Below are 22,999 nucleotides of genomic sequence, written 5' to 3'. Positions count from 1 at the left end.
CCGCGTTTAGTCGCGGAAGTTCTCGAACTGCAAGGGCAGTTCAACATCGGTCTTTTTCAAGAGCGCGATGGCGGTTTGCAAGTCGTCGCGCTTCTTGCCGGTGATACGCAGCTTGTCGCCGTTGATCTGGCATTCGACCTTGAGCTTGGCGTTCTTGATGGCGGCGATCAGTTTCTTGGCCACGGGCTGTTCAATGCCCTGTTTGATGGTGACCTTCTGGCGCGCGCCGCCCAGATTTTCCAGCGGGTCGGCAACGTCCAGGCAACGCACGTCGATGCCGCGCGCAGACAAGCGGCCGCGCAGAATGTCCAGCATCTGCTTGAGCTGGAACGCGCTGGAGGCCACCTGATTCACGACAAAGCCGTCCAGTTCGAACTTGGCATCGGTGCCCTTGAAGTCAAACCGGGTGACCAGTTCGCGATTGGCTTGGTCGATAGCGTTGCTGAGTTCGTGTTTGTCGACTTCGGAGACGACGTCAAAAGTAGGCATGACACGGGGTCCTGTTGGGTGATGGGTAAAAGAGGCAAATAGAGATGTATTGCCTATTTTACCGGCCCGGCGACCCGCGTCACGCCGTCAGCACCAACAAGCGGTCCGATTGCAAAGGATGGGCGATGACTTGGGCGTCGATGCCATAGGCCAGATACAGATTGGCAGGGGTCAGCACCTGGGCGGGAGCCCCCAGAGCGATGCTGCGTCCACCGGCCAGCAACAGCAGCCGGTCACACCAACGCGCCGCCATATTCATATCGTGCAAGATCACCAGTACGCCCGTATTGCCCGCATGGGCCAACTCCCATGCCCGGCGCAGCAGATCGCTTTGATGCTTGGGGTCCAGACTGGCCGTGGGTTCGTCCAGCAACAAGTAACGGGCTTCGCCAGGCGCGCGCCCGGCATGGCACTGCACCAGCACCCGCGCAAACTGCACGCGCTGCTGTTCGCCACCAGACAACTCGGGGTAGCGGCGGCCGCCCAAATATCCTGCGTCGGCCCATTCCAAGGCCTGGGTCACCAGCCCATCCACCACAGCCGGTGACAACTCCGGAAACGGGTAGGCGCCCATGGCGACCACTTCGCGCACGTTCAGGTCGAACGTCAGGCCGGGTTTTTGCGGCAGCACGGCGCGTTTACGCGCCTGCCGGCCGTGCGAGATGCCAGCCAGCCCGGCGCCATCCAGAACCACCTGGCCCGCGTCGGGCGACAGCTCAAATGACAGCGCACTGAGCAAGGTGGATTTGCCTGCGCCATTGGCGCCCAGCAGTCCCACGACTTCACCCGGATGTATCGCCACCGACACATCATCCAGAATACGGACGCCGCCTCGGCTGAGGGTCAGATTGTGTGCGGCAAGCATCATCCGGTCCTCCGGCCGCGCGACAGCAGCCACAGAAAGAACGGGCCGCCCACCAGACCGGTTACCAAACCGATGGGCAGTTCTGCCGGTACGACGGCGGTGCGGGCCAGCCAATCTGCCAGAATCAGCGCCAGCGCGCCCGCGATCACCGTGGCGGGCAGCAGCAAGCGGTGATTGGCGCCCAAGGTCATGCGCACCAGGTGCGGTACCACCAGCCCGACAAAGACGATGGTGCCCGTTGCCGCCACCAGCGGCCCCACGATCAATGCGCTGGCCAGCACCAGCCGGGCGCGCACGCGCTTGAGCGAATAACCCAGATGCTGGGCCTCTCGTTCACCCAGCAGCAAGGCGTTCATGACGCGCCACTGGGTGATCAGCCAACCACTTATCAGCAGCACCCACGGGCCGAGAAACGCCAGCACCGTCCAATTGGCGCCCCCCAGACTGCCCATGTTCCAGAACGTCAGGTCGCGCAGTTGCGCGTCCGTGGCAACGAATGTGAACAGGCCGATCAGGCTGAATGACATCGCGGTGATCGCCACACCCGCCAGCAGCAGACCTGCCACGCCTGGAACGCGCCTGCCCACCGCATAAGCGCAGAAGGTGGCCGCGAGGCTGCCGGCAAACGCGGCTGGGGCGGTGACCCAGAAACCGCCCGAGGTCAGCACAATCGCCGCGACCGCGCCCACCGCGCCGCCGGCCGAAATGCCCATGAGTCCGGGTTCGGCCAAAGGGTTGCGAAACAGAGCCTGCATCGCCGCGCCTGAAATCGCCAGCCCGGCGCCCGTCACCAACGCAAAAAGCACCCGGGGCAGGCGGATGTCGATCAGTACATTGCGCCACAGCGCGTTTTCTGGCGTGGGCGCGCCCCAAAGCAAGGAGGGCAATTCACGAAGGGGAATCGCTACCGCGCCGCTTGCCGTCGCCGCGACGATTGCCAGCAGTAGCGCCGCGCCCAGCATGCTTAACGCCAAGGGCGCGCTAACGCGCCATGACATGGGCGATCTCTTGTTTAAGCTGGGTCAAAGCCAACGGCAAACGCGGCCCCATGCCCAATATCAGCAAGTCATCCATCACCACCACGCGGCGCTTGGCGGCCGCAGGCGTGGACGCGATTCCGGGCATGCGCAGCAAGGCATCCATGCCGCCACCGGCATCCAGCGATGCTTGCGTCACCACAATCACATCAGGCGCCAAAACACCCAAGGCTTCAGCCGACAAGGGCTTGTAGCCCTGCTGGTCATGCAGCACATTCGTCAGACCCGCCAGGTGCATGATTTCGTTGGCGGCGGTATCGCGGCCGGCAGCTTGCGGGGCGCCGGTACGATTGATCAGCATCAGCGCACGGGCGCGCGTTGGCGGGATGGCCTCGGCACGCGCCAGTTCCTGCGTGACCTCTTCCACCAGTTTTTCACCGGCGGGCGCGACATCCAGCGCGGCGGCTACGCTGCGGATGCGCGCTTTAAGTGAATCCACTGACGGCATATCTGGAACGCTGACGACCCGCACGCCAACACCAGCCAGACGCTTGAGCGCCTCGGGTGGCCCGGCTTGCTCGGACGCCAGCACCAGATCCGGCTTCAGCGACAACACGCCTTCAACCGGCACCGCGCGGTAATAGCCGACACGCGGCAGCTTGGTCGCGGCCTCCGGGTACAGGCTGGAAAGGTCGTCTCCCACCAGTTTTCCGCCCTGCCCCAGCTGATACACGATTTCAGTCACGCTGCCGCCCAACGTAACCACGCGAGCGGGCGGCGCCGCGTGCGCCGTTGCCGCCATTGCCCAAGCTGCTGCTACTGCCAACCATTTCTTCATCACTTCGTCCTTATGCGCTCAGACGGCCAGCGGTACGCTGCACAGACTGGCCATCAACTCGCGCCAGCCCGTCAGTTCCGGCTTGCCCGGCTTGCGTTCACCGAAGAATTGCACGATCAGATCGCCCGTATCAGCGTACACCTCAAGAGAGGTCACCCAGCCATCGGATGTAGGCTTGTTCACTACCCAGGCTGACGCGATGGCAGTTGTGTCCAGATGCAGATTGAACTTCGGGTCCAGCACGTTGTACCAGGGGCCGGTACGGCGCAACTGCTGCACCGGTCCGGTATGAATCTGGATCATGCCGCGGTTGCCCACAAAACACATGATGGACAGGCCGGACTCGGCAGCCGATTGCAGCATGCGTTCCACGGATTCCGCGGGCACCGGTTGCGCCAGATCTTCACCCGCTGCGGCCAGCGCAGCCAGACGCGACACCTTGAATTTGCGCAGCAAGGGGAAGAATTCGTGCGTGTCTTTCATGCCCAGCCACGCTTCGCGCCAGGCCGCGCTGTCTTCCACCTGATCGGCGTCGGTAGCGGCGGCATAGGGCTCGGTTTCAGGCCATTGCGATTCGCCCGCGAACTTGGCGACGAGCGCATCCCAGGCTGCGGCATTGGTGGCATCAGTGCGATAGACCTTGTGCACCGCCACGCCTGCGCCGTCAAAAAATTGCAGGCTGTGCCGGCCGTCTTGTTCGATTGCCCAGGCGGACTTCCACGCGCTGAAAAACACGCGCAAGTCGATGTCCGGTCCCAACACCAGACCCACCGGGCCATCAGCCTGGATGCCTTCGTAGACGCCATGGCGCTCGTGGACACACCAGTCATTGCGCGTCAACGCCATGACTTCGCCCAAGCTGCCCAATTCGCGAAAGATCTCTTGCGGCACGCCATGCAAGGCCGTTGCCTTCACGCCGGCACAGCCCGCAGCCACCCATTCTGCTTCGGATACGCCCAGCGTCTGGGCCAGATTGCGGGCGCGCAGCCCGGGTTGCGACGCGGCCAGAACCTCGTTGCGGGCGCGCAGTGCTTGAGCGCGGGTCGTGAAATCTGTGTTCGTCATCGTAGGCCCTCCGGCCGTTCCTCATCATTGCGAAAAGCCGCCGCCATCCCGGCTGACGCCGGACGGCGGCAGCGCGGAATCAATACTGGTAGGTCAATGAGACGCGCACGCTGCGTCCCGGTTCCGTGTACCAATCCACCGCGCGCGGAATCGTGATCGCGCCAGCGGTCGGCACGTTGATGGCCTCCCAGTACTTCTTGTCGAACAGGTTGAAAACGCCAGCCTGCACTTGCAGTCCCTTAACCGAAGCGGGACGCCAATAACCCATCAGGTCCACCACACCATAGCCCGGCGCCTTGAAATCAGGATTGGGCGTGCCCGCGGCCGCTTCGGGATACTCCACCTTGTTGCGTTGCAGGGCCGTGGTCAACAGCGCATCCACCCCCCACACGTCGCGGCCATACCCCACGCCCAACACTGCTTTCAGCGGGGCCACCGAATTCAGGTACTGGCCCGTGCCTTCGTCCTTGCCCACGGCCCAGGCCAGCGAACCCCAGGTGCGCCAGCCGGGCGCGAACTTCCAGTGAGCGCTGGCTTCTGCGCCATAGATGCGCACCTTGCCGCGATTCACATTGCCCGTCACCCCCAAGGGGTACTGCCCCGCCCACGACGGCTGCCACTGCGGCGAGCTGGCATTCAACGGCACATCGCCATCGATAAAGTTCTGATAACGATTATCAAACAACGATAACGCACCGCCCAGATCATCAGAGCCGATCTTGGCGCCCAGTTCCCAGCCCTTGCTGGTTTCGGGTTTCAAATAGGGGTTGCCCACGCGCAGATACGTGCCAGGGCCACCGTAATTGGTGTAGAGCTGGGTGGGGCTTGGCGCCTTGAAGCCATAGGCGTACTGAGCGTACAAGCTCAGTTCATCCATCGCCTTCCATGTCGCCAGCAGCTTGGGCGAGAAGCGGTTGCCGCCATTGGACGACGGCAGCGCGCCCGCATTCGGGTTGCTGGCGTAGCTATCCGTGGATTGCGGTTTTTGCTCGTAGTGGTCGTAACGCAAGGCCGGCATGACGGTGTAGCGGCCGTCGGCAAAGCTGAATTCGTCCTGCACCCACAACGCCCACTGGTTGCCCTTGGACTGCGGCACATCGGCCTGGTTGGTATGCAGCATGTCGCACGAACGCGGACCGAATGGCGCGGGCAGGCCCGGACGCAAGGTCGGGCAATTGTCGTAGCCGCTGGAATTCTGCTCGGTCTTGTTCCCATACCATTCGCCGCCGACCGTCCACAACTGCGATACGGACGCGCCGGCCAGGCGTTTGGTCAATTCGCCGTTCACGCCAAACATCGTTTGCTGGATCGAATTGCTGCGGCCATAGGGGCCGCTGGGAAAACCGTAGCGGAAAGGGTCGCCCGGGATGATGCGGGCGCGGGAATCGACGCTGCGGATGCCGTTCTGCGAGTTATCCAGACGCAGACGCTGCCAATACACCACGGCGGTCGCGGTATCGATCAGGCTGCCTTCGCCGGGCGCTCTGAACGAGTAGTCCATCGACACGCGTTCGCGTTCGGTTTCTTTCCTGGTGCTGTTTTCGCCGTACAGATAGCTGGTGCCCGCGCCCTGCTCGAACATGCTGTCCACGTCGGCATTGCGCTTGAAGTATTCACCGGTCAGGCCAAAGCGATGGCCACCTTCCACTCGCTGTTGCAGCTTCAGCAGAAAGCTGCGCTGGTCATAGTCTTCGGGGCTGGGCTGGCTGCGATTGGGGCCATAGCCGCCCACGTCGCCGCGGTTGTCCAGGTCATGGCCGTTGCGCATGCCCGCCTGCACCAGCCAGAAGGTGTTGCTGTGGATCTGTCCGGCCAGCGCAGCGTTGGCGCCCCAGCTGGCGTCCGCCGAATCGTAGTCCGTCTTGGCCAGCGCGCCGAAGGTCTTGCCATCGGTCAGCAGGTCTGACGGATTCAGCGTGTGCAGGTCAGCAATGCCCGAGATTGCGCCGGAGCCGCCGCTGCTGGCGTCGGCGCCGCGCACGATATCCAGCCGCGACAGGCTATTGAAATCCACGGCTTCCAGACCGCCCTTCACGCCGCGCGCGCCATCATCCAGCCACGGCAGCCGGATGCCATCCACGCGCGTCAGCACGCGGTCCTGGTCCAGGCCGCGGATGTTGATGCTGTTGTTCGAACGGTTAAAGCTCACGCCCGGCTCGGCGCGCTTGCCCAGATCGCTCCAGTTCTTGATCTGCAACTCGTCCATGCGCTTGCGGTCCGTGGTGGTTTCCCAGGCTGGCGTCACGACGGCGCCCTCGCCTTCCACCTTGACCGGCGCCAGTTGCGTCACGCCGCCCGGCTGCGCGGTGAGCAGAACGAACACCCCGTTGCTGCGCTGCTGAACTGCCAGGCCGCTGCCTTCCAGAAGGCGCGCGAAACCCTCGTTTACGGAGTACACGCCGTCCAGACCAGCCGTGCGGCGTTGCCCCACCAGCGTCGCGTCGAATACCACCGTGACGCCCGCGTTATCCGCGAAGCGCGATAAGGCGTCAGCCAGCATGCCAGCTGGAATGCGATAGCTGCGCGCCTGCGCTTGAGACTGTCCCTGAACCGAGGTCTGAGCCTGTGCACTGGCGATCGGCAACATGGCGGCAGACACGGCGGTCAGGGCCAATGCGGCATGTACCGCGCAAGTGAGCCGGGTCATCCGGTGCTGCGCGCCGCGGGCGGTTCGGGGGCTGCTTGCGCGGCCGGCGGGGAGATAAGCCATGGTCGTCCTTTCGATCCAACGGGTATCGGCATTCGTTTGCCTATACAGACCATGACCCTCGTGATTCTTGAATCGGACAGCTTGAGCGCCATTAATTTGTAACAGCGCAACCCTCACGCCGTGGACACGCGCGGCCCGATCGTGACCCAGTAAGGTGTGCGGTAGATCACCTGCACCGGCAAAGTGGCTGGCAAAGCGGCCAGCACCGCGTCGGTGTCGTTCAACTGAAACGCGCCCGATATCCGCAGATGCGCAATTTCCGGGTCGCAGCGCAGAACGCCCCGGCGATACCGGCCCAACTCGGCGGCAAAGCCATCCAGGCGCAATTGACTGGCATACAGGACGCCGCGCATCCAGTCGCCCGCATGCGGATCGGCAGCCATGGGCGGCGACAGCGCGGCTTCGCTCAGACTGCCCTGCTCACCCGCAGACAAGCTCAAGAAACGCCCCGGGTGCGCGCCGCTGCTGACCCGGACCTGCCCTTCCTGCACGCTGACCTGGCATCGCCCCCCGTCCTCGCGCACACAAAACCGCGAGGGCAGCGCTTCGATTTCACCCAGATGTGTGCGCACCACAAACGGACGCGCGGGCAAGGAGGCATCCGCCACGGCGTGCACGGCAATCTCGCCCGACCGCAGCCGCACCAGACGCGTCGCGGCATCGAACTCGACATCGACAGCACTGTCCGTGTTCAGTTGCAAGGTGGAACCGTCAGCCAGCGTCACATTGCGCCGTTCTCCCACCGCGCTGCGGTAATCGGCGGTCCAGTCCAGTGGATCGGCGCGCCAGGCGGCCCAGCCCACCGGCCCTGCCACCATCAGCGCCACGAATGCCTTCAGCGCGGCACGGCGTTGTTTCAGTTCAGGGCGGATCAGCGTCGCCATGCCCAGCGCCGACGGAATCAGCCCAAAGCGGGCATTCACCCGTTGCGCACGCTGCCAGGCATATTCGTTTTCCACCTTGCTGGCGCGCCATTGGTCACAGGCATGCACATCGGCGTCCGTGGCGCGGCCTGAACTCAGGCGCAGCAGCCAACGCGCGGCTTCGCGCGCCACATTGCGTTCCACGGCGGGCAGTTGTTCGCCCGCCTGTTCGGCCGGCGCGTTCAACTGATCGCCATGATGCATTGTTCGAATCCCCGCGCGATGTAGCGATGCACGGACCGCAAAGACACATTGAGCCTGGCTGCGATTTCACCGTGGCTCAGGCCTTCCAGCTGCGCCATCAGGAAAGCCTGGCGCGCCGGCAAGGAAAGACCCGCCAGCATCTCATCTATTTCCTGCAACGTTTCCAGAATGATCAGCCGCTGCTCGGCCGACGGCGCAATCGGTTCGGGCATCAGCGCCAATGCTTCCAGATACGCCTGTTCCACCGAGCGGCGGCGGTGATGATTCAACAGCAGACGCTTGGCGATCGTGGTCAGATAAGCACGGGGTTCGCGTAGCGCGTCCAGCTCATGGCGATGGCGCAACACCCGGACAAACGTGTCCTGAGCCAAATCGGCAGCATCAAAGGTATTGCCTAATTTCGCGCGCAACCAGCTATGCAGCCATCCATGATGGCTGCGATACAAAAGTTGAACGGCGTCGCCTGAGGCGAGCACGGGGTTGGTCACGTTGCGCTCCCTGAACTCACTACTACAAATAGAAATCAATCTCATTCTAAATGCAAAACCATGATTTAGGTCAAGTCCAAACGCATTCGATATGATGGGGACGGAATCCCCCCTCTTCTTTACAGGCTGCCCCCATGTTCTATAGCGTTCTGAAATTCGTGCATGTGCTCGCCGTGATCCTCTGGGTTGGGGGCATGCTGTTTGCGCACTGTTTCCTGCGGCCGGCGGCCGCGCAGTTGGAACCCCCGGTGCGCCTGAAGTTGATGGTTGCCGTGCTGGGCCCTTTTCTGAACGCCGTGCTGGCGTCCATCGTGCTGATTCTGGTGTCGGGCGCGTGGATGATCGGAAAAATGGCCAAAGAGGCCGCGCAAACCGGCGGCTCCTTCTTTATGCCGCTCAGCTGGACCCTGATGGCCTGTGGCGGCTTGGTCATGATGGCCATCTTTGGCCACATCCGGTTTGCGCTCTATAAGCGCCTGCGCGCCGCAGTGGCCGCGTCCGATTGGCCCCTGGGCGGACAGACCATGGCAGTCATCCGCTTGGCGGTCGGCGTCAACCTGATCCTGGGGATCGTGACGTTGGGCGTCGTCTTTTTGGTCTAACTGGATACCAGCCGCGCCGCCCAGCTATCGGGCAAGTGGCGACTGGTATCGGAATTCTTTTGCTTGGTGCAATACCCAGTACATCCGCGGTGGCCACACTGCGGATGACTCTCGCGGGTCATGTCAACAACGATAAGGGATTCCCATGATCAAACGTGCAATGCATCTGGCCGCTCTTGGCCTGTTCGCCACCTCGTTCACGGCTCAAGCCGCCGACGCCATCGACAACAGCGCCCTGGAAAAGCCGGAATTCCGCGCCCACAAGGCCACGTACGGCGTCGTGTACCGCCTGCCCCAAGACGTCAACGCCGTTCTGGACGCCAAGATCAACCCCACACTCAAGCAAGACCTGCTGGCCCTGGGCTTGAAGACCGAAGCAGAAACGCCCAACATGCCTCACGTCACGGTGGTTCACATCCACAACGCCGACGCCGGCACGCCTGCCCGCATGCTCAAAGCCCTGCCCAAGCCGCCGGCTCCGCTGCAAGTCACGCTGAAAACCTTTTATCCGACCGAAGCCGCCAAGGGTGCGGGCCATCCGTGGTGGCTGGACCTGGGCGTCGTGAAATCGGGCAAGGGCTTCGAAGACATGATGAGCTACAACACCGTGACCATGGCCGCCATGGCCCCCTTGCGCGACGGCCCGCTGCCGCGCGTCACGGGTCCCGTCTACGCCAAGATGGCCGACGCGGGCAAGCAGCTGGTCAAGACGGTGGGTGTGAGCGGCGTGAACGTCATGCAAGACGGCAAGGAAACGCGCTCGCACAATCCGCACACCACGCTCGTCTACAGCATGGCGATGTATGACACGCGCCTGCAAGATGCCATGAAGCAAGAGTCCGAGAAATTCAATGCAGTGCTGCCGGAAGGCATCAACACCACGTTCAAGGATGTCTCGATTGTTGAGATCGGCTTCGCCGGCAACGTGATTCGCGAGATCTACCGCGTCAGCCTGGAAGATGGCTCGGTAATCGACGTCGCAACAGGCAAGAAAGCCGGCTCCTGAGCCAGCGAAATCAATCCCCGAATGCTGCCATTTCGTGGCAGCATTCGGGGATTGCGTCTTTTTGCCCTGTCATGTCCCGTACTGAAAGACTTCTGGACCTGCTCCAGACCCTGCGCCGCCACCGCCTGCCCGTCAGCGGCCATCGCCTGGCGGCCGAGATGGGAATCAGCCTGCGCACGCTGTACCGGGATATCGCCACCCTGCAATGCCAGGGCGCCGAAATCGAAGGCGAACCGGGCGTGGGTTACGTGTTGCGACCCGGCTTCATGCTGCCGCCGCTGATGTTCAGCACGGAAGAAATCGAGGCGCTGGTGCTGGGCACGCGATGGGTCGCGGGCCGTTCCGACGAACACCTGGGTCTGGCCGCGCGCAACGCGCTGGCCAAAATCGGCGCGGTGCTGCCAAAAGAGCTGCGCGACGAGCTGGATGCGATTCCGTTGCTGGTCGCCCCCAGCGCCGCTGCCGTCGTCGACCGGGTCGATGTGGCATTGATCCGCCAAGCTATTCGCGCCGAACAGAAGCTGGAAATCTCGTATCGCGACGACAAAGGTCTGGACTCGGCCCGCGTGATCTGGCCGTTTGCACTGGGCTTTTTTGACAGCGTTCGTATCGTCATGGCGTGGTGCGAATTACGTGGCGACTTCCGCCACTTCCGCACCGACCGGATTGCCAGCCTGGCCGCTGGCGGGCGTTATCCCCGCCGCCGGCACGCTTTACTGAAAGAGTGGCAGGCGATCAATCAAGCGTCCAAAAAATGCTGATGCACACTACTGCCAAAAACTGACAGTAACCCTGCCTATCATGAGCGCATCAACCACCAGGAGCGCATCATGTCCGACACCAATTTCGTCATCTTCTACGTAGAAAAGCCCGAAGCCAGCGCCGCGTTCTACAGCGCGCTGCTGCAACGGCCCCCCGTTGAAGTTTCCGCCACGTTTGCTTTGTTTGCGCTGGACTCCGGGCTGATGCTTGGCCTGTGGTCGCGCTACACCGTGGAACCGGCCGCGGCTGGACGCGGCGGCGCGTCTGAACTCGCCTTCACGGTAGCCGATGCCGGTGCGCTTGATCAGCGCCACGTGGAGTGGAGCCTGCGCGGACTGCCCATTCTGCAAGCCCCGACCGACATGGATTTTGGACGCACCTTCGTTGCGCTGGACCCAGACGGCCACCGGCTGCGCGTATTTGCACCAGCGCCGGAACCCGCCAAGACGCAAGAACCGGTCAGGGTCGCAACAGCCCAAGCCAGCTGAACCACAGGCGGGCCAAGGGCGCCTGCCGGCGCCCTTGCTTGCCGCATACGTAATCAGGAACGTTGCGTACGCGTCTTCAACACGACTGCCTCGGCCCGCTTTTTGAACAGCAGGAAATACAACGCAGCCAAGATCAGCAAGAACGGCACGCCAAACACCAGCGTCAGCTTGAAGACGCCAGTGAAAGCCGTCGTGATCAGAATCGCCAGCATTGCAAATGCGCCCAACAACGTCAGCACCGGAAAGCCGGGCATCCTGAACGACAGCTGGGCGCCCCCTTCCCGCGCCCAGCGGCGGCGGAAGAAGTAGTGCGTCACAAAGATCATCATCCACGTGAACAGCGCACCGAACATCGAAATCGCCATCATTAGCGTGAATGCAGACTCGGGATACAGCACCTTCAGCACGACGGCGATGGCGATGCCGCTGGTGGACAGCAACAGCGCGTTCAATGGCGTTCCGCTACGCGTCAACCGGCCGAACAGCGACGGCGCATGCCCCGCGCGCGACAGGCTGAACATCATGCGGGTCGTGATGTAGAGCTGGCTGTTCATGGCGGACAAGGCCGCCACCAGAACGATGAAGTTGATGACACCCGCCGCGCCAGGAATATCCATCGCCTGCATGACCGTCACAAAAGGACTGCCTTCCTTGCCCGCTTTATCCCAGGGCACGATCGCCAAGATCAGCGCCAGCGTCAGCAGGTAAAAAACAACCAGGCGGACGATGGTGGCGCGAAATGCCTTTTTGACGGCCTGCTCCGGGTCCTCGGCCTCGCCTGCGGCCACGGCAATCATCTCGACGCTCAGGTAGCTGAAAATCGAGATCACCACCGCAATCCACATGCCCCACAGGCCATTGGGAAAGAAGCCGCCGTGCGCCGTGTACTGCGCCGTGCCGTATTGGGGGTTGCCCCAGACCACATAGGCGCCCAGGATGATGAAAGCGACGATGGCCGTGATCTTGATGGTAGAGAACCAGTATTCGATCGTGCCAAAGGCCTTCACGCTCATTGCGTTAATGACGATCAGCGCGGCCGAAAAGGTACATACCCACAGCCACCCAGGCACATCGGGGAACCAGAACTCCATGTATTCGGCCACCGCCGTCACTTCGGTGCCTACCGCCAGCACGACGCAAGACCAATACGCATAGCGCACCAGAAATCCGGCCAATGGCCCGATGTAGTGTTCTGCATAGGCGCCGAAGGAGCCCGAGGTGGAGTGCGCCACGGTCATTTCCGCCAGGCAGCCCATGAGCAGCAGCGTGATCAGCCCGCCAATGGCGTAGCTGATGATCACGCTGGGTCCGGCAAAACCGATGGCGAACTTGCTGCCAAGAAAGAGCCCCGTTCCGATGGCGCCCCCAATGGCGATCATGCTCATCTGACCCGACGTCAGGCGCCGCTTGAGCCCCTGTTCGCGTTCAGAAATCTCACTAAAGCTTTTTTGCTGCGGCTGCATTGTCCCCTCCTTGTACTGCGCTCTCTTTATAGATGTAGCGCCCGTTTCCGGGCGGCGCGATAAGGCAACTCAGGTACCTGAATTCGTCAGGTCACGGCGGCTCGTTCCTTGAATTCCGGCTTGTCCCAAGTGCGGTTGTCCAGCACGTCTTTCAGGATGTCCACAGCGTCCCAGACATCGGCATACCCGAAGTACAGGGGCGTAAGACCAAAGCGCAGGACCTCGGGCTCGCGGTAGTCACCGATCAGCCCGCGCGCGACCAATGCCTGCATCACTTCGTAGCCGTTCGGATGGCAAAAACTGACGTGGCTGCCACGGTCCGCGTGATTACGCGGTGTGACCAAGGTGAGCGGGTGGCCTTCGCAACGCTCTTCAACCAGAGAAATGAACAGATCGCCCAGCGCCAGCGACTTCTTGCGCACTTCCGTCATGTCGGCGGCGTGGGCCACATCCAGCCCGCATTCCACCATTGCCAGAGACACGATGGGCTGCGTGCCGCACAGATAGCGGCGGATGCCGCCCGCAGGCTCATAGGCCACGGTCATGTCGAACGGACGTGTATGGCCCCACCAGCCCGACAGCGGCTGCCAGAAATTCTTGATGTGGCGCGGCGCCACCCAGATGAAGGCGGGCGAACCCGGGCCGCCATTCAAGTACTTGTAGGTACAACCCACGGCAAAGTCGGCATTGGCGCCGTTCAGATCGATAGGCACCGCGCCTGCGGCATGCGCCAGATCCCAGATGGTCAGCACGCCGCGCTCGTGCGCCTGCGCCGTGACTGCGCGCATGTCGTGCATCTGGCCGCTGCGGTAATTCACATGCGACAGCAGCATCACGGCAACGGAGTCATCCAGCGCCTTTTCAAGCGGCAGATCCTTATCGATCAAGCGCATCTCGTAACCCTGCTGCAGCAGGTCGATCATGCCCTGGATCATGTAAAGATCGGTCGGGAAGTTATCGCGTTCAGACAGGATGACACGGCGCTGGGGGTGTTCAGTTTGCTGAATGCGCAGCGCGGCAGCCAATGCCTTGAAGATATTGAGCGACGTAGTGTCGGTAACAACAAGCTCGCCCTCGCGCGCCCCCAACAGAGCGCCCAGCTTGTCGCCCAGTCGGACGGGCATCTCGAACCAGCCGGCGGTGTTCCAGCTGCGGATCAGGTTGACGCCCCATTCGTGGTTGATGACGCCAGCGGCGCGGGCGGCGGCAGTCTTGGGCATGACACCCAGCGAATTGCCGTCCATATAGAGCACGCCGGCAGGCAATTCAAATCGCTCTTTCAACGAGGCCAGGGGATCGGACCGGTCTGCGGCGACGCAGTCTTCGCGAGTATTCATGACATGCTCCAATAGGCAATAAGCTGCGTACATACTAGCAGCGCCATATCGCCGAAAAATTGCAAATCCAGGCGTGGCTTACCCTAAGATTCCGCAGTAAATTGCACAGAAACCGGCTTTTTTGAATTGGATTGCATTATGCAAATTGACGCCATTGATCAGCGCATTCTGTACCGGCTGCAAGAGAACGGCCACTTGAGCAATCAGGACTTGGCCGAGCAAGTTTCGCTGTCTCCGTCAGCATGCCTGCGCCGCGTGCGGGCGCTGGAAGAAAGCGGACTAATCCGAAATTACCGGGCAGTACTGGATGCCGAAAAACTGGGTTTTGAGTTGGAAGCCATCGTCCACGTCACACTGGATCAATCGCGTCCGGGCTGGCACGAGGAATTCCTGGCAGGCATCGCTTTGCATGACGAAATCACCGAAGCCAGTATCGTCACGGGCGCCTCCAACTACATCCTGACCGTGCGCACACGCAATTTGGCGGCGTTCTCGCAGTTTGTGGAAGACAAACTCAGCAAGCTCACCGGCGTGCGCGATCAGTGCTCGCATATTGTCATGCGCAAGGTGAAGAACCGCGACGGCATGCTGCCGCTAGCCGCCTGGCGCTGAACAGACTACACGCGGTTTATGGCGGGGCGTAGCGCAGAAAACCAAATACCGTAACGAAATGGCAGGCCGATCCGCCCATCACGAACAGGTGCCAGACTCCGTGCGCGTGACGCCAGCGTTTGTCGTTGACATAGAACAGCGTCCCCACGGTGTAGGCCGCCGCCCCCGCCAGTAACCAGACCAAACCCGCCGTGGACAGGGCCCCTGCTATGGGCGCGGCAAACATTACGCCCAGCCACCCCATCGCCAGATACAAGGGCAAGGCGGGCGCCGCGCCGCGCGCCCACCAAAGTTCGCGGCTGATGCCAACCGCGGCGAGCAGCCAGATCGCCACGCCCATCGCCGCGCCCCAGGCATTTTCCACAGGTCCGAACGCCAACGGCGTGTAGGTACCGGCGATCAGCAGGTAGATGGCGCAGTGGTCCGCCTTGGCCCAGCGCGCCTTGTTCTGCCCGCGGCTGCAGTGATACAGCACAGATGAGGCGTAGACGGCAATCATCGACGCCGCGAACACCGCGCAACTGATGATCTGCTGCGTCGTGACTTGCAGTTGCGCCGCGCGCGAAATCAGCGCTCCCGACGCCACCACCGCCAGCCCCAGGCCGGCCAGATGCGTCGCGCCATTGAGTCGTTCGCCTTCGTACATCCTGCTCCCCTGCCGACGGTAGGCCGACTGTCCATGATGTGCCCGCCCTATGACAGCTTGAGGTCAAGGGCGGGAACGCCCGCCCGGTATCAGGCAGCAAAATCCAACGCAGCAGGGTAACCCTCGATCGCACGGGCAGCCAGAATGGCGCGCTGCACCGCAATCGCCATGACCTCGGCCGCCATCACGCCCAGCAGCATGACGTTGGCCGGCTTGTTCGAGGCGCCGGTGCCCAGCGCAAAAATCGTGTCGCCATCCAGCATGGTGTGGATAGGGTTGATGGTTCTGGCTAAACCGTCATGCGCCATACCGGCGATTTTCTGCGCCTGCGCCTTCGTCAGCCTGGCATCTGTAGCCACAACGCCAATCGTGGTGGCCGTGCCTTCGCGCATGGATTTGGGCAGGTCGCCTGCCAGGATCGCGGCGCGCGTATCCAGCAGCATCTTGCCGTCCGGCGTGCGTGCGCCAGCCAGAATCTGGCCGGTCGCCGGGTCCAGCACGTCGCCTACGGCATTGACTGCAACAATCGCGCCGACCGTCACGCCAGCCACCGTCAGCGACGCGCTGCCGATACCGCCCTTCATGGCGCGCTTGGGGCCATACAGCTTGCCCACCGTGGCGCCCGCGCCCGCGCCGACGTTGCCTTCTTGCGGCGCATCGGCCGTGGCCGATTTGCAGGCCTGATAACCCGCCGCGGCATCGGGGCGGATCGACGCATCGCCCACCCCCAGATCGAACAAAATGGCAGCGGGCACTATGGGCACATAGGCCACGCCCACGTCGAAGCCGATCTTCTTTTCTTCCAGGTAGCGCATGACGCCAGAGGCCGCATCCAGCCCGAAGGCGCTGCCCCCGGACAGCACAATGGCATGCACCTTTTCCACCATATTGACGGGGTTCAGCAAGTCGGTTTCACGAGTGCCCGGCGCCGCGCCGCGCACATCGACACCCGCAGTGGCGCCGGCCTCGGCGATGATGACCGTGCAGCCCGTCGGACGCCGGGTATCGGTGTAGTGGCCAACACGCAAGCCCGATACGTCTGTGATGCTGCCCCCGCCCGGCGTCAACCGCGATGCGCTGGCGCCTTGGGCAGGCATCACCCCGGCCAGCGCCGCCGCGCCTGCGGCCGTCATCATGAAAGCCCGTCTGTTCCATTGCTGTTCCACACCGATCTCCAACCACTTTCTGTTTGAATAATCCCCGGCGCGCTCACGCCGGGGCATGGGTCTCCGCATATCACTTCCAGCTATATTTTTACTATTCCTTATGCTTTGTGGAAAAATAGGCCCGTTGTTAGAGTGCGGCTACGCCGGAGGGCATTGCAGGCCCACATGCTCTCCACTGTGATCCGATCATCCGTGGAGCATTGCCATGAAACTCTTACGCTCGTTGTTCATTGCCGGCCTGGTCCAGGCCGCCGCCCTGTCAGCTGCCTACGCCCAGTCCGGGCTGGATCAGATCAAATCGGCTGGCACGCTCAAAATAGGCACCGAAGGCACCTATGCGCCCTTCACCTTCCACGATGCGTCGGGCCAGCTTACTGGTTTTGACGTAGACATTGGGCGCGCCATCGCAGAACGCCTGGGCGTAAAGCCGCAATTCGTTGAAGGCAAGTGGGACGGACTGATCGCGGGCCTGGATGCCAAGCGCTATGACGCAGTCATCAACCAAGTGGGCATCACCGATGCGCGCAAGGCCAAATACGATTTCTCTGATCCCTACATCTCATCGGCGGCAGTGTTGATCGTGCGCGACGACAACACCAGCATCAAGTCCTTTGCCGATCTGAAGGGCAAGAAGTCAGCCAATACTCTGACCAGCAATTTTGGCAAGCTGGCGCAAAGCCATGGCGCGGAAGTCGTCGCCGTGCAGGGCTTTAACGAAGCCATCGACCTGTTGACCTCTGGCCGCGTCGAAGCCACCGTGAACGACAACCTGTCTTTCCTGGACTTCAAGAAGCAAAAGCCAAACGCCAAGGTCAAGATCGCCGCCACCGATACCACCGCTGAATTCAGCAATTCCGGCGTGCTGATCCGCAAGGGCAACCCCGAACTGCAAGCCGCCATCAACAAGGCGCTGGCCGATATCAAGGCCGACGGCACGTACAAGACAATCTCGGTGAAATACTTCGGCACGGATCTGTCAGCCAAATAAACGACTGGAGCGCACATGACGCTGCCCCCATGGCTGCATTCCGTCCTGCCTGACTGGCTGTTGGCGCAGGTCAACACCTGGGCGGTTCCCGCCTGGGTTCAGTTGATGGCGGATTCGTTCTGGCCGCTGCTGCATGCGGGGCTGGTGTTCACTGTGCCGCTCACCCTGATGTCATTCGCGCTGGGACTGGCGCTGGCCTTTTTGGTGGCGCTGATCCGCCTGTTCGGACCCGCGCCCCTGGTGGCCGTGGTGCGCTTTTACGTATGGCTGATACGCGGAACGCCACTGCTCGTGCAGCTGTTCGTGATCTTCTATGGCCTGCCCAGCGTGGGCATTGTGCTGGACCCCTTGCCCGCCGCGCTGATCGGCTTCACGCTGAACGTCGGCGCCTACAACTCGGAAGTCATCCGCGGCGCGATCGAATCCATCACCAAAGGCCAATGGGAGGCCGCGTATTCATTAAGCATGACGCGCGCGCAGGCGCTGCGCCGCACGATCCTGCCGCAAGCCGCCCGCGTGGCGGTGCCGCCCTTGTCCAATTCTTTTATCGCCCTGGTCAAAGACACTTCGCTGGCGGCCGTGCTCACGGTGCCTGAAATCTTCCAGGCCGCGCAGCGCATCGCCGCCGTCACCTACGAGCCGCTGATTCTGTACACCGAAGCCGCGCTGATCTACCTGGTGTTCAGTTCCGTTCTGTCTGCCGCGCAGGTCCGTCTGGAAAAGCGTTTTGGCCAGCACGCGGTGTTTTCCGAGAAAAGCCGATGATCCGCCTAGAGAAAATCGAGAAAGCCTTTGGCGGCAATCCCGTGCTGAAGCAAGTGGATGTCAGCATCGCCGAAGGCAGCGTCACCGCACTGATTGGCCCTTCCGGCAGCGGCAAAAGCACCTTGCTGCGCTGCGTGAACCTGCTTGAGGTCCCGGACCGCGGGGCATTGATCATCGGCCCGGAAACCGTGCAATTCGAACCCGGCCGCAAGCTGGCCCGCGATCAAGTGCAGCGCGTGCGCAAACAGACAGGCATGGTGTTCCAGAACTTTCAATTGTTTCCGCACCAGACGGTCATCGGCAATGTCATGGAAGGATTGCTGACCGTGCAGAAGTGGCCGCTGGACCGCGCCCGCGCTCGTGCCGAGGAACTGCTGCGCAAAGTGGGCATGGCCGAGAAAGCGGACGTCTGGCCCGCTACGCTGTCGGGCGGCCAGCAACAACGCGTGGCTATTGCCCGCGCGCTGGCGCCTGCGCCACGCGTTCTGCTGTGCGACGAGCCTACGTCAGCGCTAGATCCGGGCCTGGCGGCGGAAGTGGTGGATGTGCTGCGTCAGCTGGCCACGGAAGGCATGACCATGCTGATGGCCACGCACGATCTGCGTCTGGCCGCCAGCGTTTCCCGCGAGGTGGTGTTCTTATTGGATGGCACGGTGGTGGAATCCGGCGAGTCCCGCACGATTTTTACCCGCCCCGCTGACCCGCGCACCGCTACGTTCATTTCGACCCTGACGCAAGATACGGGCGAGGCACTGCGGACCTGACTGGCAGGATAGGTAAAGCCGCGCCTTACTTCGGCGGCAGATTGCCTGCCGGGTCCACCGCCTGGCCGTCGTAACGCAACTCAAAATACAGCCCGACCTGCTTGCTGTCGCTATTGCCCATCTCGGCAATCTTCTGACCCTGCTTCACGCTCTGGCCTTCCTTGACCAGCAGCTTGCTGTTGTGCGCGTAGATGCTGAGAAAACTGGCGTTGTGCTTGACGATGACCAAATGACCATAGCCGCGCAGACCGCTGCCGGAATAAGCCACGGTGCCGCCTGCCGCCGCCACAACCGGCGTGCCCGCGCCATTCGAGATAACGATGCCGTTGGAGGCAGACCCGTCATAACTGCGCGTGACCTTGCCCTGGGCCGGCCATACCAGCGAGATCGCCCCGGGCGGGGCGGTGCGCCGCTTGGCCGTCGGGGCAGGCGTTGCACGCGAGGATGCTGCCGGTTTGGATTTGCTGGCGCTGGGGGTGGATTTGGTTGCCTGACCGGCGGGCGCTTCGACCCGCAACATCTGCCCGACCTCGATGGAATTGGAATTCGACAGACTGTTCCAGCGCACCAGGTTGCTGACCGAGGTGCCCTGTTTGCGTGCGATCTGCGTCAGCGTGTCGCCCGACTGAACCCGGTAGTAGCCGGGTTGCACCTTGGTCGTGCCGCAGGCAGCCAGCAAAACCAGCAGCGCCACGATGCAAACGCACATCCAGACGCGCCGCAACGGCCTGGCGCGTATCGGACCGCCGTAGTCTGCGTTAAGAGACAAGGGCGAAAGCTGAGGCTGGGTCGGAACGGGCAAGGAAAGCACTGAAACCTGAGGCACTGAAGTGGGCGGTTGGATGAAAGCGCACTCAAGGGTACCAAGATTTTCGCCAGCTGGTGTGGCGTGAACGCTTCGCAGCCGCGCACGGTCCGTGTATAAACCGCTGATCACGCCGAACAGAATTTGCCTCGGCACAATGCGTTTGCAAGGACCAATATGGCCACGACCGGCACGCCGAACAGAAATCCGCTTTGCCTGCTATGGGCCATTCCCTATCTGCTTTGCGGCGTGTTCTCCCATTTGCTGAACGACCCTGTCAGCCACGCCCTGTTCGTCTGGCTTCCGCCAGGCGTCGCGGTGGGCGCTTATCTGCTTTCGGCACGCCGTAATTGGCCCTTGATGTTGTTGGGGTTTTTCTGCGCCCAACTGATCCTGACCCTCTTGTGGCGCGGCCAGCCCCTGACGGCAATCTTCCTGGCCGTCACCGGCAGCCTGTCGTCACTGCTGGCGGCCTGGACGGTACAGCGGCTGTCGCCGCGCCCCGAAGGCCTGGGCTTTGTGGCGGCGTTGCTGGCCGGGGCGGTGGTGGGGGCCGCCAGCAGCGCGATTGTGGGCGGCGGCTGGCTGTGGCTGGCGCAAGAGCCCAACGCGGTATTCCGGCTGCGCACCTGGGTGTCGGCCTATCTGGCGGGCGTACTGATCCTGGCCCCAGCCCTGACCGGCTGGGCGCAATTCCGTCCGCGCCGCTCCGGCGGCCCCGGCATGCGGGACCTGCTGCTGGGCGCGGTCGCCTATGTGCTGATGATTGTGTCGACCTTTATGACCTTTGATGGCGACATGATCCAGAACCTGCCGTATGTCGTGTCCTTCGAGCTGACGTATCTTCCACTGGTGTTCGCGGTGCTGATCGCGCTGGTCTGGGGAACGCCTGGCGGCACGCTCGCCATGGTGACGCTGATGTTGATGGCCCTCTATCAAAGCGCGCAGGGCGAAGGACCCTTTGTCGAAGCCTCAGACCCCTGGCACGTGCTGCTGGCTACCCAGGTCTATCTGGTGGTGACGGCGCTGCTGCTGTTGCTGGTCAATACCTTGCGCGGCGCCCGCGCGCAGGCGCTAGAAACCGCCGATCAATGGCGCGGCCGTTTCGATCTGGCTTTGGCTGGCAGTCACCAGCTGATGTACCGCTACAACCCCTACGACGGGTCGCTGGAACTGGCGGGCGACCTGCAAGAAGCGTTCGGCATCGCCGCTGGCGCCATCACTGACCTGGACTCGCTGCTGGCGCATGCCCACCCCGACGACCGCGCCCGCCTGTCCCTGCATTGGGCGGCGCGCCGTGCGGGCGCGCAGGACCGCACGCCGTTGCTGTTCCGCGTGGCCCACTCGTCGGGCGGCTGGCGGCTGGTGAGCGACCGGGGTTCGCCGCTGGCCGATTTCGATGGCAGCGTTGCCGTTGTGGCCGGCATGTGGCGGCTGGGTGAAATCGAGCATGAGTCCGCCCATGCGTGACAGCCGCGCCGACCCTCCCAGCACCGGCGCGCTGCTTATTCACGGGCTGGGCGGCACCGAGTACGACCTGGGGTCCATGCACAAGATCCTGAAACGCGCAGGGATCGAGACGCACAGTCTGACCTTGCCGGGCCATGGCACGACGCCCGAGGACCTGCTGCCGGTACGCATGGAAGACTGGCTGGATGCCGTCACCCGGAAATATCACGAAGTGGCCGCCCGCCACGAGACCCTGCACGTCATGGGCATGTGCCTGGGCGCGCTGTTGGCGGTGGAGCTTTGCAAACGGGTCGGACATCGACAAGGCAAGCTGGTCTCGCTGGCCGCGCCTGTCTACATTGATGGCTGGAGCACGCCTTGGTATCGGGGCCTGCGCCAATTGGTCTACCGCATCCCCGGTCTGGCGGCGCGCATGCGCGTCGAAGAAGAAGAGCCCTACGGCATCAAGAACGAGCTGGTCCGGTCTATCGTCAAGGCCAAATTCGAACGGGGCGACAACTTTCACTACCGCTGGGTGCCGCTGGCCTGTGTGCGCGAGGTCGATCGTCTGCGCCGCGCCGTCAAACAGGGGCTGGACGGCATCACCTGCCCCACGCTGATCGTGCACGCCCACGAAGACGAACTCACGTCAGTGCGTTCGGCGCGCTTTCTGCATGCCGGCATCGCAGACAGCCAGATGGAGCTGCTGGACAACAGCTATCACATGATCTGCGTCGACAATGACCGTGACCGCGTCGCCGCCAATATCCTGCAATTCATGGACCGGGACCCGGCCTCCGCCCAGTCCCCGCGCGCCGCAGCTCGGGGCGCCCCAATGGGCGCGGCGGATATCGAACGCATCCTGGGCGCCTACCGGACCTCGCTGCTGGCCGGGGAATTCGAAACGCTGTTTCCCTTGTTCGCTGAAGATGTGGTCTGGCGTGAAGAAGGCGACAACCCGATTTGCGGCGTATACGAGGGGCGCGGCGCGCTGATTGAACTGTTCTCGCGCCTGATGGACTTTTCACGCAATACCTTTGCGGTCAACGCCGTGGGACAACCCGCGCTGGCGGGCCGCTCGATCGCGTTACCGTTGCGCTTCCAGGTGCAAGACGGACCCAGCCTGTATCAGGGTACGTCCACCCACACGCTGCGGCTGCGCAACAACGCCATCACCCAAGTCACCGCGACCTCTGACGAGCCACAACGGGAAGACGCATTGTGGCGCCGGTTGGCCGCCGCCAGCGGCCACGAGCCCGAGGGCGACGCCATAGATGCTGCCACCCTGGCTATCAATGCGGATGCGCTGCCTGACGCATTCGAGGCGGCCACCATCGAGCTACGTTCGCTGCCACAGCCGCCTTCCGCCGCATTGGCGATCCGCCTGACGGCCTACGAACGGCAGGCCCGCCACGGCGACGCCCCTCCTGCGCCTGCCGCTGGCGCCGAACCGGGCGAACAGGTGCGCCACGCGGCCTGGCGCCTCTTGGCGGGGCTGCCCGCCGACCAGGCGCAACGCCGCTACATTGCACTGGTGCGACGTCTGGACACAGGGGCCTGACGCACGCGCTGGTCTAGAATGCCGCC

The 22,999-nt window shown here is 62.8% G+C and carries 23 protein-coding genes; 10 read left to right on the top strand and 13 right to left on the bottom strand.

Going from position 1 to position 22,999, the window contains the following annotated elements:
* Window positions 1-6: 6 nt before the first annotated feature.
* The 8 genes from RAS12_RS28265 to RAS12_RS28230 all read right to left on the bottom strand — a co-directional run bounded on the left by RAS12_RS28265 (window position 7) and on the right by RAS12_RS28230 (window position 8,559).
* Window positions 7-489 (bottom strand): YajQ family cyclic di-GMP-binding protein, encoded by a 483-nt coding sequence (locus RAS12_RS28265; protein WP_306943626.1) that lies wholly within the window; start codon window positions 487-489, stop codon window positions 7-9.
* A 79-nt stretch (window positions 490-568) separates the two neighbouring features.
* Window positions 569-1,357 carry a heme ABC transporter ATP-binding protein gene (locus RAS12_RS28260; protein WP_306943624.1) on the bottom strand — a complete coding sequence of 263 codons (789 nt, stop codon included), beginning with the start codon at window positions 1,355-1,357 and terminating at the stop codon, window positions 569-571.
* Window positions 1,354-2,316 (bottom strand): FecCD family ABC transporter permease, encoded by a 963-nt coding sequence (locus RAS12_RS28255; protein WP_371321322.1) that lies wholly within the window; start codon window positions 2,314-2,316, stop codon window positions 1,354-1,356. The genes RAS12_RS28260 and RAS12_RS28255 overlap by 4 nt, the downstream gene beginning before the upstream one ends.
* Before the next feature lie 19 nt (window positions 2,317-2,335).
* On the bottom strand, window positions 2,336-3,169 hold the full coding sequence (locus RAS12_RS28250) for a heme/hemin ABC transporter substrate-binding protein (RefSeq protein ID WP_306943622.1): 834 nt from the start codon (window positions 3,167-3,169) through the stop codon (window positions 2,336-2,338).
* A gap of 18 nt (window positions 3,170-3,187) precedes the next feature.
* Window positions 3,188-4,234: a hemin-degrading factor gene (locus RAS12_RS28245; RefSeq protein ID WP_306943621.1), complete on the bottom strand. Its 1,047-nt coding sequence runs from the start codon at window positions 4,232-4,234 to the stop codon at window positions 3,188-3,190.
* Window positions 4,235-4,313: 79 nt separating this feature from the next.
* Window positions 4,314-6,881, bottom strand: a complete 2,568-nt coding sequence (locus RAS12_RS28240; protein WP_371321228.1) for a TonB-dependent receptor — start codon at window positions 6,879-6,881, stop codon at window positions 4,314-4,316.
* Between the two features lie 176 nt (window positions 6,882-7,057).
* Window positions 7,058-8,071 (bottom strand): FecR domain-containing protein, encoded by a 1,014-nt coding sequence (locus RAS12_RS28235; RefSeq protein WP_306943620.1) that lies wholly within the window; start codon window positions 8,069-8,071, stop codon window positions 7,058-7,060.
* Window positions 8,050-8,559, bottom strand: a complete 510-nt coding sequence (locus RAS12_RS28230) for a sigma-70 family RNA polymerase sigma factor (RefSeq protein WP_306943618.1) — start codon at window positions 8,557-8,559, stop codon at window positions 8,050-8,052. Before RAS12_RS28230 ends, RAS12_RS28235 begins: the two co-directional genes overlap by 22 nt.
* A gap of 134 nt (window positions 8,560-8,693) precedes the next feature.
* Here RAS12_RS28230 and RAS12_RS28225 point away from each other — a divergent pair, with 134 nt between their 5' ends.
* The 4 genes from RAS12_RS28225 to RAS12_RS28210 all read left to right on the top strand — a co-directional run bounded on the left by RAS12_RS28225 (window position 8,694) and on the right by RAS12_RS28210 (window position 11,417).
* On the top strand, window positions 8,694-9,161 hold the full coding sequence (locus RAS12_RS28225; protein WP_306943616.1) for a CopD family protein: 468 nt from the start codon (window positions 8,694-8,696) through the stop codon (window positions 9,159-9,161).
* 145 nt (window positions 9,162-9,306) lie between these two features.
* On the top strand, window positions 9,307-10,167 hold the full coding sequence (locus tag RAS12_RS28220) for a hypothetical protein (protein WP_306943615.1): 861 nt from the start codon (window positions 9,307-9,309) through the stop codon (window positions 10,165-10,167).
* Window positions 10,168-10,238: 71 nt separating this feature from the next.
* Window positions 10,239-10,928: a helix-turn-helix transcriptional regulator gene (locus tag RAS12_RS28215; protein WP_306943614.1), complete on the top strand. Its 690-nt coding sequence runs from the start codon at window positions 10,239-10,241 to the stop codon at window positions 10,926-10,928.
* 69 nt (window positions 10,929-10,997) lie between these two features.
* Window positions 10,998-11,417: a VOC family protein gene (locus tag RAS12_RS28210; RefSeq protein WP_306943612.1), complete on the top strand. Its 420-nt coding sequence runs from the start codon at window positions 10,998-11,000 to the stop codon at window positions 11,415-11,417.
* Between the two features lie 53 nt (window positions 11,418-11,470).
* On the opposite strand, the gene RAS12_RS28205 is transcribed toward RAS12_RS28210, so the two are convergent.
* Window positions 11,471-12,880 carry an amino acid permease gene (locus RAS12_RS28205; RefSeq protein ID WP_306943611.1) on the bottom strand — a complete coding sequence of 470 codons (1,410 nt, stop codon included), beginning with the start codon at window positions 12,878-12,880 and terminating at the stop codon, window positions 11,471-11,473.
* 86 nt (window positions 12,881-12,966) lie between these two features.
* A complete protein-coding gene (gene kynU / locus RAS12_RS28200) occupies window positions 12,967-14,217 on the bottom strand; it encodes a kynureninase (protein WP_306943610.1) in 1,251 nt (416 codons plus the stop codon).
* A 138-nt stretch (window positions 14,218-14,355) separates the two neighbouring features.
* Here kynU and RAS12_RS28195 point away from each other — a divergent pair, with 138 nt between their 5' ends.
* Window positions 14,356-14,829: an Lrp/AsnC family transcriptional regulator gene (locus RAS12_RS28195; RefSeq protein ID WP_306943608.1), complete on the top strand. Its 474-nt coding sequence runs from the start codon at window positions 14,356-14,358 to the stop codon at window positions 14,827-14,829.
* Between the two features lie 16 nt (window positions 14,830-14,845).
* Here the strand turns inward: RAS12_RS28195 and trhA are convergent, their stop codons facing one another.
* Window positions 14,846-15,475: a PAQR family membrane homeostasis protein TrhA gene (gene trhA / locus RAS12_RS28190; protein WP_306943607.1), complete on the bottom strand. Its 630-nt coding sequence runs from the start codon at window positions 15,473-15,475 to the stop codon at window positions 14,846-14,848.
* A gap of 89 nt (window positions 15,476-15,564) precedes the next feature.
* Entirely contained in the window at window positions 15,565-16,653 is a 1,089-nt protein-coding gene (locus tag RAS12_RS28185) for a P1 family peptidase (RefSeq protein ID WP_306951665.1), read from the bottom strand.
* A gap of 193 nt (window positions 16,654-16,846) precedes the next feature.
* Between RAS12_RS28185 and RAS12_RS28180 the strand changes: the two genes are divergently transcribed.
* The 3 genes from RAS12_RS28180 (at window position 16,847) to RAS12_RS28170 (ending at window position 19,158) form a co-directional block, all read left to right on the top strand.
* Window positions 16,847-17,629, top strand: a complete 783-nt coding sequence (locus RAS12_RS28180; RefSeq protein WP_306943604.1) for an amino acid ABC transporter substrate-binding protein — start codon at window positions 16,847-16,849, stop codon at window positions 17,627-17,629.
* A gap of 105 nt (window positions 17,630-17,734) precedes the next feature.
* Window positions 17,735-18,394 (top strand): amino acid ABC transporter permease, encoded by a 660-nt coding sequence (locus tag RAS12_RS28175; RefSeq protein WP_306951663.1) that lies wholly within the window; start codon window positions 17,735-17,737, stop codon window positions 18,392-18,394.
* Window positions 18,391-19,158 carry an amino acid ABC transporter ATP-binding protein gene (locus tag RAS12_RS28170; protein ID WP_306943601.1) on the top strand — a complete coding sequence of 256 codons (768 nt, stop codon included), beginning with the start codon at window positions 18,391-18,393 and terminating at the stop codon, window positions 19,156-19,158. Before RAS12_RS28175 ends, RAS12_RS28170 begins: the two co-directional genes overlap by 4 nt.
* Window positions 19,159-19,183: 25 nt before the next feature.
* Here the strand turns inward: RAS12_RS28170 and RAS12_RS28165 are convergent, their stop codons facing one another.
* Window positions 19,184-19,867 (bottom strand): peptidoglycan DD-metalloendopeptidase family protein, encoded by a 684-nt coding sequence (locus RAS12_RS28165; RefSeq protein WP_306951661.1) that lies wholly within the window; start codon window positions 19,865-19,867, stop codon window positions 19,184-19,186.
* A gap of 273 nt (window positions 19,868-20,140) precedes the next feature.
* On the opposite strand from RAS12_RS28165, the gene RAS12_RS28160 reads away from it, so the two are divergent.
* Both RAS12_RS28160 and RAS12_RS28155 read left to right on the top strand, forming a co-directional pair.
* A complete protein-coding gene (locus RAS12_RS28160; RefSeq protein ID WP_306943600.1) occupies window positions 20,141-21,433 on the top strand; it encodes an MASE1 domain-containing protein in 1,293 nt (430 codons plus the stop codon).
* On the top strand, window positions 21,426-22,973 hold the full coding sequence (locus RAS12_RS28155) for an acyl-CoA-binding protein (RefSeq protein WP_306943598.1): 1,548 nt from the start codon (window positions 21,426-21,428) through the stop codon (window positions 22,971-22,973). The genes RAS12_RS28160 and RAS12_RS28155 overlap by 8 nt, the downstream gene beginning before the upstream one ends.
* Window positions 22,974-22,999 lie beyond the last annotated feature (26 nt).

The sequence above is a fragment of the Achromobacter seleniivolatilans genome (genome assembly GCF_030864005.1).
Taxonomy (GTDB): Bacteria; Pseudomonadota; Gammaproteobacteria; order Burkholderiales; family Burkholderiaceae_B; genus Achromobacter; species Achromobacter seleniivolatilans.
Note: the sequence above shows the minus strand (reverse complement) of the source record. Positions and strands in the feature narration are given on the sequence as shown.